9 protein-coding genes, 1 tRNA gene and 2 pseudogenes are annotated in these 10,295 nt (G+C 72.4%); 9 read left to right on the forward strand and 3 right to left on the reverse strand.

Annotated features, from left to right (window positions below; all coding sequences use genetic code 11):
• The 6 genes and pseudogenes from TA90_RS07805 to TA90_RS07830 all read left to right on the forward strand — a co-directional run.
• Positions 1-241 (forward strand): ADP-ribosylglycohydrolase family protein (locus TA90_RS07805; RefSeq protein WP_043535607.1); only part of this gene is annotated, 241 nt, incomplete at its 5' end.
• 114 nt (positions 242-355) lie between these two features.
• Positions 356-1,097, forward strand: a pseudogene (locus TA90_RS15555) (amidohydrolase family protein); the annotation flags it as partial.
• Positions 1,090-1,635: a GNAT family N-acetyltransferase gene (locus tag TA90_RS07815; protein ID WP_231550701.1), complete on the forward strand. Its 546-nt coding sequence runs from the start codon at positions 1,090-1,092 to the stop codon at positions 1,633-1,635. The pseudogene TA90_RS15555 and the gene TA90_RS07815, both read left to right, overlap by 8 nt.
• A gap of 133 nt (positions 1,636-1,768) precedes the next feature.
• The gene (locus TA90_RS07820; protein ID WP_043535609.1) at positions 1,769-2,701 is read left to right on the forward strand and encodes a CHAD domain-containing protein; all 933 of its coding nucleotides are present in this window, start codon (positions 1,769-1,771) and stop codon (positions 2,699-2,701) included.
• Positions 2,698-3,432, forward strand: a complete 735-nt coding sequence (locus TA90_RS15765; RefSeq protein ID WP_043535610.1) for a phosphotransferase — start codon at positions 2,698-2,700, stop codon at positions 3,430-3,432. The genes TA90_RS07820 and TA90_RS15765 overlap by 4 nt, the downstream gene beginning before the upstream one ends.
• A 132-nt stretch (positions 3,433-3,564) precedes the next feature.
• Positions 3,565-4,941 carry a CynX/NimT family MFS transporter gene (locus TA90_RS07830; RefSeq protein WP_197067870.1) on the forward strand — a complete coding sequence of 459 codons (1,377 nt, stop codon included), beginning with the start codon at positions 3,565-3,567 and terminating at the stop codon, positions 4,939-4,941.
• A gap of 10 nt (positions 4,942-4,951) precedes the next feature.
• Here the strand turns inward: TA90_RS07830 and TA90_RS07835 are convergent, their stop codons facing one another.
• Positions 4,952-5,545: a TetR/AcrR family transcriptional regulator gene (locus tag TA90_RS07835; RefSeq protein WP_043535611.1), complete on the reverse strand. Its 594-nt coding sequence runs from the start codon at positions 5,543-5,545 to the stop codon at positions 4,952-4,954.
• Between the two features lie 29 nt (positions 5,546-5,574).
• On the reverse strand, positions 5,575-5,766 hold the full coding sequence (locus TA90_RS15120) for a hypothetical protein (RefSeq protein ID WP_197067871.1): 192 nt from the start codon (positions 5,764-5,766) through the stop codon (positions 5,575-5,577).
• On the opposite strand from TA90_RS15120, the pseudogene TA90_RS07840 reads away from it, so the two are divergent.
• Both TA90_RS07840 and TA90_RS13855 read left to right on the forward strand, forming a co-directional pair.
• Positions 5,681-7,041, forward strand: a pseudogene (locus TA90_RS07840) (MDR family MFS transporter). The gene TA90_RS15120 and the pseudogene TA90_RS07840 overlap by 86 nt on opposite strands.
• Complete coding sequence (locus TA90_RS13855) at positions 7,038-8,852, forward strand: ATP-binding cassette domain-containing protein (RefSeq protein ID WP_074015348.1); 1,815 nt, start codon at positions 7,038-7,040, stop codon at positions 8,850-8,852. The pseudogene TA90_RS07840 and the gene TA90_RS13855 overlap by 4 nt, the downstream one beginning before the upstream one ends.
• A 131-nt stretch (positions 8,853-8,983) precedes the next feature.
• Here the strand turns inward: TA90_RS13855 and TA90_RS07850 are convergent.
• A tRNA-Arg gene (locus TA90_RS07850) sits at positions 8,984-9,056 on the reverse strand.
• Between the two features lie 673 nt (positions 9,057-9,729).
• Between TA90_RS07850 and TA90_RS07855 the strand changes: the two genes are divergently transcribed.
• On the forward strand, positions 9,730-10,295 hold a 566-nt coding region (locus TA90_RS07855), incomplete at its 3' end, for a methylenetetrahydrofolate reductase (RefSeq protein WP_043535618.1).

Consider the following 10,295-nt stretch of genomic DNA (forward strand, 5'->3'; position numbering starts at 1 on the left):
CTTCCGCGGGGACCTGTGGGGTGCTCTGTGCCTGGCCGCACGCCTGGGGGACGACACGGACACGATCGGGGCCATGTGCGGCGCGGTCCTCGGGGCCCACACCGGGATGGCGGCCGTCCCCGAGGGGCCGCGCGAGCAGGTCGGGAGGGTGTCGGGGATCGACCCGGGCGCCCTCGTCGACGCACTGCTGGACCTGAGACGGCACCACGGCGGTGCCGGGACGGGGGGTCACCATGGCTGACACGACGGGGCGGAGGGACGTCCGGGTGGCGGGGTACCTCCTGCCCGCGGGTGCGACGGACGCCCATTCCCACGTCATCGGGCGGTCTCCCGGTACCCCTTCGCGCCGGGACGCTCCTACACGCCCGCCGAGGCGCACCTCGGGGACTACCGGCGCATGCTCGCCTCCCTGGGTCTCACGCGCAGCGTCATCGTCCAGCCGAGCTTCTACGGCACCGACAACTCCTGCACCCTTGACGCGGTGGCCGCTCTGGGCACCGACCGTGCCCGGGCGGTCGTCATGGCCGAGGACCTCTCGGGCCCCGTCCTGCAGGACCTCCACCGACGCGGCGCGCGCGGGGTCCGTTTCACCACCATGGTGCACGGGGGGGCAGTCGATCGACGCGCTGCGCAGGCTCGCCGACGAGGTCGCCCCGGTGGGCTGGCACATCCAGATGTGGGCGGCGCCCGCCACCTGGCGTTCCCTGGCCGACACCCTCACCGACCTGCCCGTACCCGTGGTCATCGACCACCTCGCCCAGATCGTGCCCGCCGAGGCCGGGTCCGGTGACGACACCCGGGCGCTGCTGGACCTGCTCGACTCCGGGCGCGTGTACACGAAGCTGTGCTCCTACCGCTCCTCCCGGCAGGGCCCGCCCTACGGGGACGTCCGGGGGCTCGTCGAGGCGCTCGTGGAGCGGAGGCCCGACCGGCTCGTCTGGGGGGTCGACTGGCCGCACACGATGATCGACCGGGTGCCCGACGACCACCTCCTGGAACGCATCCTCGTGGAGTGGGTCGGCGACCACGACGTCCTCGACCGGATCCTGGTGCGCACCCCCGAGGAGCTCTACGGGTTCGGGGACGCGCATGCCTGAGGAGCGCATGTGCGCCGGCCGGGGCGGGGGTCTGCACATCGAGGTCGACGACCTCACCCGCCCACAGGTCCGGGCGCTCCTGGCGGAACACCTGGCGGAGATGCGGGCCCAGAGTCCGCCCGAGTCCGTGCACGCCCTCGACCTCGGGGAGCTCTCCGGACCCGGGATCACCGTGTGGTCGTGCTGGTCGGGGGACGCACTGCTCGGGGTCCTGGCCCTCAAGGAGCTCCCCGGTCCTGCGGATCCCACGACCACGGCGGGGGAGCTCAAGGCCATGCGGGTCGCGCGCCACGCGCGCGGACGGGGTGTGGCCCGCGCACTGCTCGAGGAGGTGCTCGGGGAGGCCCGGCGACGCGGGATGGTGTGCGTCCTCCTGGAGACCGGCACGGAGGACCACTTCGCCCCCGCACGACAGCTCTACCTGCGGCGCGGGTTCCGGGTGCGGGGGCCCTTCGGGGACTACTCCGAGGACCCGTTGAGCGTCTACATGGAGCTGGCACCGGTGTCGGAGTCGGGAGAGGGATCCGGGGGACAGTGACCCGCCGGCGCTGACCCGGGACACCGAGCGGGGCGGAACCGGTGAGGTGTGTCGGTCGCGGCATCGACGAGGCACGCGGATGCGCGGCGCCGGACCCTTGCGGGCACACCGACGGGCGTGTTGACTTCAGGACATGGCCCCCCAGGACCCCGGTCGCAGCCGACCCAGTGACGTGCTGACCGCGGGCGAGGTCTCCGTCGGTGTCATCTCCGGTCTCCTGGACGTCCTCCGTGACCGCTCCGAGAACTTCCTGGTCGAGGCCGGCGTCGAGCAGGTCCACAAGTTGAGGGTCGCGGTCCGCCGTCTCCGTGCCCTCGCCGCATTCCTGGACCCGGTCTTCGACCCGCACCTGCGACGCGCACGACGGGGTCTGCGCGGGCCGGGACGTGAACTGGGTTCACTGCGTGACGTCGACGTGCTCCTCGGTCGCCTGGCCGAGGGCTCCGTTCCCGTCCCCGCGCAGGACCTCGGCCGGGCGCGCCACGCACTGGCGCCCAGACGGGCGGAACTCACCTGCGCGACGCTGTCGATGGTGGCCTCGCGTTCCTGGGAGCACAGGCTCGAGGACGTGCACGAGGCGATCGCCCGCGACCACATGGACCGGGCGGAGGCATCCCTGGCCGCCGGGTCGGCCATGCCCGCGCGCCTCCAGGAGTGGTGGGGCCACCTCGAGCCGGAGTGGGAGGCGCTCGCCGGGATGACCCCGTCCCGACGGCACCGGGTGAGGATCAGGACGAAGCGCCTCCGGTATGCACTGGAGGCGGTCGGGGAGCACCTCCCGATGACGGAGGAGGCCCTGCGCGACTGCCTGGTCGATCTGGAGGACCTCCAGGACGCCCTCGGTGCACTCAACGACCGTCGGGTCGCACCGGGACTCCTGTCCTCCGTGGGGATCGCTGTGCCGGGCGGGGCGTTCGACGGTGCCGGTGGGGACAGCGCCGATGACGACGAACTGTCCCGCGCGACGGGGGCCTGCGCGAGACTGCTCGCGCACGCACCCGGCTGGACCACTGACCCCACCGGCCCCACTGGCTCCGGCGGGTCGACAGGGACCGGCGCGCCATGAGCGGGGAGGTCGCCCTGACCGGGGGCAACACGGGGGCCGTCGTCCGTGTCGGCGACACCGTGCGCCGGGAGACCGGGCCCTGGACCCCGGCGGTGCACCGTCTGCTGCGGGCGTACGCCTCGGCCGGGATCGAGGGCACCCCCCGCGTGCGGGGCATCGACAGCCGGGGGCGAGAGGTGTTGGACTTCATCCCGGGACGGACCATGGTCGACCTCCCGACCGGGGAGCAGTGGGACCGCGGTCTCCTCGTCCCGGCCGGCTCCCTCCTCCGACGTCTCCACGACGCCAGCACCGCGCTGGTGGGCGCACCGCTGCGGTGGCGTCAGCCGGACCACCCGCCGTGCGAGGTGATCTGCCACAACGATGTGGCTCCCTACAACCTCGTCGTCCGGGACGGCCGCCTCGTGGGAGTGATCGACGTGGACATGGCCTCTCCCGGCTCCAGGCTCTGGGACCTCGCCTACCTGGCGTACCGCCTGGCACCGTTCGCCGAGGACGCCCCTGACTTCGACCCGACCTCGCACGGGAGCCCGTCCGCGCGGGTCGAGCTCCTGGTGGAGGCCTACGGCGGGTCGTGGTCCCGGGCCGAGGTTGCGGAGGCGGCCGTGGCCCGGTTGGAGGAGCTGGCACTCTTCACCGAGCACCGGGCTGCGGAGACCGGGCGCAGGGAGTTCCCGGACCACGCCGCCATGTACCACCGGGACGCCCGGCGGTTGCGCGGATCCGTGTAGGGGCGGCCGGGGACGGGGGACCCGGGGCCGCCCGCGGGCCGTCCGGGTGGAGGTCGCCCACGGGCCCCCCGGGGGAGCGCGCAGGCACCCGAGGCTTCGGGGTCCCGACCACGATGGTGCACACTGGCCCTCGTGGACGATCGGACGAGGGCGACCCGGGGCGGCAGGTTCACGCCTGCCGCACTGATGACGGCCCTGGTGTTCCTGGTGGCGCTCAACCTGCGTCCGGCGGTGACGGCGCTGGGACCCCTCCTGCCGCAGATCGGTGTCGAGGAGGGCCTGGACAAGGGGGCCCAGGGGCTCCTCGGCGCCGTCCCCGTGATGGCGTTCGCCCTCGTCTCCCCGCTCGTGCACAGGGCTTCCCGTCGCCTGGGTCCGGAACGGGTGGTGCTGGCGGCGTTGCTGGTGCTCGTGGCCGGGACCCTGGTGCGGTCCTGGGCAGGCGGCGCAGGGCTGTGGATCGGCACGGTCGTGGTGGGGGTGTCGATCGCCGTCGGCAACGTCCTCGTCCCCGCCCTCGTCAAGCGTGACTACTCGGAGAAGGTGTCCTGGGCGACCAGCATCTACTCCACGTGCATCACGGTGGGGTCGGCACTCGCCGCAGCCACCGCAGTGCCCCTGGCGGGGGTCTGGGGTTGGCGCGGTTCCCTCGCCTTCTGGGCGGTGCCAGCCCTGGTGACCGCGGTGCTGTGGGTGCCGCGGGTGCGCGCCTCCGCCCCCATCCCGGTCCCGGCGGCATCCACGGCGGGTGTGCTCGACGGTGCCGGGGGGAGGGCTCCCTCCGTGTGGCGTCGCCCGAGCGCCTGGCTGGTGACGGTGTTCATGGGGCTGCAGTCCACCTGCTTCTACACGATGGTCACCTGGCTCCCGACGATCCTCATCGCCAGTGGTGCCTCCCCGGAGACCGCCGGGGTCCACATGTTCGTCTTCCAGTTGGTCGGGATCCCCGCCGGGCTCGCGCTCCCGCTCCTCATGAGGCGCCCGGACACCCAGGTCGGCGCCGCGGTGGCCTCGAGTGTGCCGATGCTCGTCGGTGTGCTAGGCCTCCTCGTCCTCCCGGCGTCGGGTGCGCTGTGGTCCGCGGTGGCCGGGGTGGGGGCGGGTGCGTCACTGGTGATGGCCATGACGCTCATCGGCCTGCGCAGCCGCACGCACCAGGAGACCACCCGGCTGTCGGGGATGGCGCAGTCCGTCGGCTACCTCCTCGCAGCGGGGGGCCCGGTGCTCGTCGGCCGCCTCGCCCAGACCAGCGGGGGATGGACGGCGCCCCTGGGTGCGCTGGCCTCGGTCGCCGCTCTCCAGGTCGTGGTGGCCGTGCTCGCCGGGCGGGTGCCCGGGACGCGCAGGGTGCACCCCCACCTCCCGGACGAGGGCGTCGTCACCGGTTCCTCCCTCGAGGACGTCCCCGACGAGGACGTCCCTGACGAGGACGTCCCTGACGAGGACCTCACGGCGGAGGACCTGTCGGACGGGCACCTGCCGGGGGACGGCCCCGGCGACGAGGACTGAGCCGGGACGGTCAACCCGCCCGGTGCGGATCCGTGACCAGGGGCATGAAGACGGTGTCCACGACCTCGACGATGGTCTCGTCGGGGATGCGGCTGAGGTGCATGAGCAGCTCGTGGCGGAGCAGCGTGGAGGGGAGTGAGATGACCCGCGGGGAGATCTCACCCGCCGGGATCTCGCCCCGCTCGACGGCACGCTCGACGACGAGGGTGAGGGCGGTGCTGTGGTCCCCGAAGAAGTGGTCACGCAGCTGGGCGGGGGTCATCGTCATCTCGCCGCTGAAGTAGGCGCTGAGAACGGTGCTGAACAGCGCCGCGGAGTGCTCGCTGTTGCGGTTCGCGCGTCTGAGGAGGGCGAGGACGTCCCCCCGCAGCGATCCGGTGTCGGGGGGATCGATCGGTGCGCCGTAGCCCTGGTGGGAGAGGACGGCGAGGAGCAGCGCCTGTTTGTCCGGCCACCTGCGGTAGAGGACTGCCTTGCCCGTCCTGGCCCGGTCGGCGATCGCCTCGAAGGTGAATCCGGAGTAGCCCTCGTCGACCAGTTGCTCCCAGCCGGCCTGGAGGATCGCCGATTCGAGTGTCATCCCGCGGCGCCTGGTTGCTGCCATCTCTGCTCCTTTGGGTCCGCTTGCGTTCCCTATCTGGAGGTCATGCTGGACACGGAGTCGAGGTCGTCCACCCCCCGCACCCAGTCGACCGGGGCGCTGCTGGCGGCGTTGATCGTGGGTGGTGTCACGGCGATCATGGACACGACGATCGTCGCGATCGGTCTGCACACGCTGATCGTCGACCTCGGCGCGCCGGTGGCGACGATCCAGTGGGTCAGCACCGGCTACCTGCTCGCACTGGCGGTCACCATCCCGTTCGTGAGCTGGGCCCAGAGCCGCTTCGGAGGCAAGCGCCTGTGGCTGTTCGCCCTCGGACTCTTCGTCCTCGGGTCGACGCTCTGCGCCAGCGCGTGGAACGCGGAGTCCCTGATCTCTTCCGCATCCTGCAGGGCATCGGCGGAGGGATCATGTTCCCCCTCATGCAGACCCTCGCCATGCAGAACGTCCCCGCTGAGTCGAGGACCCGGACGATGGCGAGTGTCAGCCTCCCGGCGGCCCTGGGCCCGATCCTGGGGCCGGTGCTCGGCGGCATCGTCCTCAACTGGCTGTCGTGGCGCTGGCTGTTCCTCGTCAACGTCCCCATCGGCGTGGTCGGATGGGTGCTGGCACTGGTCGTCCTCGTCGATGACCGGCCCGATCCCAGTGCCCCGCGCCAGGGTCTCGACGTGGTCGGAGGTGTGCTCCTCGCCCCGGCGCTGGCCGGTCTCCTCTACGGCCTGTCCAACGTCCACGCCGAAGGCGGCCTCACCCGGGCCGACGTCCTGGTCCCCGGAGTCGGGGGAGCCGTGCTGCTGGTGGCCTTCGTCCTGTGGGCCGCGCACCGTGCGGGCGACGCCCTCGTCGACGTGCGCCTCTTCGCGGTGCGCTCCGTGCGGGTGTCCTCCGTCGTCCTGACCTTCGTCGGGGCCGCGCTCTTCGCCGGGAACTTCCTGCTGCCTCTCTACTTCCAGTCCCTGCGCGGGGACGACGCCCTCCGTGCCGCACTCCTGCTCATCCCGCAGGGCGTGGGTGCGCTGCTCGCCCGGTTCGTCGTGGCGAAGCTCGTCGAGCGGTTCGGACCCCGCCTGGTGGCCGTGGGCGGCTTCCTGCTCATGGCGGTCACCACCGTGCCCTTCGCGTTGGCCGGTGCCGGCACCAGCCTGTGGTTGCTCGGAGTCGTCCTCCTCCTGCGGGGCCTGGGCAACGGAGTCGTCTTCATCCCGATCATGACCTGTGCCTACGTGGACATCCGCAGGGACCAGATGCCCCACGCCTCGGCGATCACGAGGATCGTCCAGCAGCTCGGGGGCGCCTTCGGCACCGCCCTCGTCGCCGTGGTGCTCACGGCCGCAGCGGATCCCGCGGATCCTGCGGCCGCGTTCCACGCGGCGTTCTGGTGGACCGTCGCCATCACCGCCCTCGCCGCGGTCTTCGCGCTCCTGATGCCCGGACGGAGCGGGGACGGTCCGGATGCCCTGGACACGCCCGCGCCCGTGTGTGAGGGGGCCACCCGATGAGCGGGATCGAGGTGGAGGAGCTCTCCAAGCGCTTCGGCGCCGTCACGGCGGTGGACAGGGTCTCGTTCACCGTCCGGGCGGGAGAGGTGACGGGATTCCTGGGTCGCAACGGCGCCGGCAAGACCACCACGCTGAGGATGGTCCTGGGCCTGGAACGCCCGAGCTCGGGGAGCGCGACCATCGACGGCCGTCGCTACGGGGAACTCGTTGACCCTCTGCGGCAGGTGGGCTCGCTCCTCGATGCGCGCGCCGTCCGACCCGGGAGCACCGCCGAGCAGCACCTGCGCGCCCTCGCACGCAGCAACGACATCGACACGCATCGCGGGGACGAGGTCCTGCGCACCGTCGGCCTCGAGGACGACGGGCACCGGAGGACCGGGGAGTTCTCGCTGGGAATGCTCCAGCGGCTCGGCCTCGCCGCGGCCCTGCTGGGCGACCCGTGCGTCCTCGTGCTGGACGAGCCCCTCAACGGGCTCGATCCGGCGGGCATCATCTGGTTCCGCGGCCTCGTGCGTCGCTGGGCGGAGGAGGGACGGGCCGTGCTCCTCTCCAGCCACATCATGACGGAGATGGCGCTGAGCGCCGATCGGCTCCTCGTCATCGGGCAGGGACGCCTCCTGGTCGACAGCGACATGGCGACGTTTCGGCGTGAGCACGAGAACGAGGGGATGCGCGTGCGCACTCCGGACGCGAGGACCCTGGGCAGGGAACTCCACGCCGTCGGGGCACGTGTGCAGGATGTCGACACCGGGACCCTCCTCGTCACCGGGGCTGACGGTCCGACGATCGGTCGGCTCGCACTGGGGTCCGGGGTCGAGGTCGACGAACTCACGCCCGTGAGGCGATCGTTGGAGGCTGCCTTCATGGAGTTGACCGAGCCCGCGGGGCAGGAGTCCGCACTGCCCGGCGCCGGGCCGTCCACGGGTACGGGGCCCACTCCGGACGCAGCGATGTCGGCATCGGTGGTGCCGGTCCGCCTGCAGGACCGTGCCGGTGCCGGTGCCGGCACGGACACCGACGGGGGGCGTGCCCCGGCCCGGTTCCGCGACATCGTCGCCTCGGAGTTCGTCAAGTTCCGCAGCACCTCCACGGGTGCTCTGCTCGTCGCAGGCACGGTGGTCGCGGGTAGCGGGACCGCAGTGCTCTTCGCGAACTCGGTCAACCAGCGGTACAGCGACTTCGACGGGGACGAAAGGCTCTCCTTCGATCCCACGCTCACCAGCCTCCGGGGCCGCTCGATCGTGCAGGTCACACTCGGGATCCTCGGTGTGCTCAGCATGACCTCCGAGTTCGGGACGGACACGATCGTCCCCTCACTGGCCGCTGTGCCCGACCGTCCCCGCCTCCTGGCGGCCAAGGCCGTCACCACTGCCGGCATCGGGCTCGCCACGGGTCTCGTCACCAGCACCGGAGCGTTCCTGGCCGGACAGGCGCTGCTCGGGCGCCACGGATCCCCCAGTGCCAGCCTTCGCAGTCGGGACTCCGCACGCGGGGTGCTCGGTGGTGCGCTGCACGCGTCGACAGCGGGGCTCCTCGGCCTCGGTGCCGGGACGCTGTTGCGATCCAGCGCCGGAGCAGTTGCGACGATCTTCGGAGCCGAGTGGCTCGTGCCGGGGATCGCCCCCGGACTGCCGGCAGGACTGGCGGATGCCTTCGCCCGCTACTGGCCGACCGAGGCCGGGGCCCGAGTCCTCACCGCTCGACCGGATCCGGATCTGCTCGGTCCGTGGAGCGGCCTCGGGGTGATGGCGGGTTCCACGGCCGCCGTGCTCGTGGCGGCACTGGTCGCCTTCCACGAGCGGGACGTCTGACTCGGTTCCCGTGGTTCCCCCAACTGGGACGTCTGCCTCGGGAGGGGCTTTCCACAGCGGACGGGCCCCGACCCGGAGGAGAGCCTGGGGACCAGGACTCGACCCCTGCGCAGAGGGGCGGACACGGTGCGTGCCCCCGACAGGACTCGAACCTGCAACCTCGGGATTAGAAGGCCCTTGCTCTATCCGTTGAGCTACGGAGGCGACGTGCCCTCGCGGGCACCGCACAAGGATATCGCCCGGAGCCGGTGGGTCGAACCCGTGTGCCCGACCCGTGTGCCCGACCCGTGTCCGCTCCGGGCCGGCCCCGGTCGACCCGTCGACCCCGTCCTGCGGGGGAGCCGGCCACTCTGCCACTGGCTCGGCCTCCTCCCGCCGGCGTCCGGCCCTCTCCGGCACGGACACGCCCCGTCCCGAGATGGTCCGACTTCCGTGCGCCCGGGGTGTCCGTCGGACGGGGGAGTGTTCGCAGGTCCGCTGGGTGCCGCCGTGGTCTCCGGCGAGTCCGCAGGGGGGGAAGGGGTCCGGCTGCGCCCGCCTCCGCCCGCGTCACCGCATCCCACGGCGTGGACAGGTCTGTTCGACGGCCACGAAGTCTGGGACCCTGTCGCCCATGACCAACCACGCGCAGCCCGACCTCCGCCTCGGCGGAGTCATGCGTGCGCGAATGTGCTCCTGAGACGATCCCACCCCTGACCGTCCTGCCGCGGCCGACCGAAGATGTCCGCGGCGCGCACATCGGAGACCCCATGGTTCCTTCAGCCCTTCCCCGCGCCACCGCGCCGGCCGACACGCCCGCGCGCCCTGCGGAGGTCGTGCGGTGAGCGACCCCAGCTGTTCCGGCGGCCGCGGTGCCGTCACCCTGTCATTCGAGGTCATGCCGCCACGTCACCCGGAGCTGGCACCGCGGTTCTGGGGGACGGTCGACGACCTCGTCGCCTCCCACCCGGACTTCCTCTCCGTCACCTACGGTGCGGCCGGCCAGGACCGGACGAGCGCCCGCGCGGTGGTCTCCCGCCTGGTCCGGGACACACCCGTCCAGCCGATCGCCCACCTGACCTGCGTGGGGAACTCGGTCGACGAGGTCTCGTCGGTGGTCACCGACTACCTCGACACCGGTGTCCGCACCTTCCTCGCGTTGCGCGGTGATCCTCCGGTGGACGAGCCAGACTGGTCCCCGGCCGCGGGCGGTGTCTCCTCCGCGACGCAACTGGTGGCCCTCATCAGGGCGCTCGAGGCGCGGCGGTGCAGCGCACACCCGGGGGCAGCCCTGCGGGCGGCCTTCAAGCCCCTGACGATCGCGGTGGCGGCCTTCCCCGGTGGCAACCCGGCTGCGGGCACGACCCCGGAGCAGGAGGTCGAACGGCTCCTGGTCAAGCAGGCCGCCGGGGCGGACTTCGCGATCACACAGCTCTTCTGGGAGCCGGACACCTACGTCTCCTT

This window comes from Actinomyces polynesiensis (assembly GCF_000820725.1).
Taxonomy (GTDB): domain Bacteria; phylum Actinomycetota; class Actinomycetes; order Actinomycetales; family Actinomycetaceae; genus Pauljensenia; species Pauljensenia polynesiensis.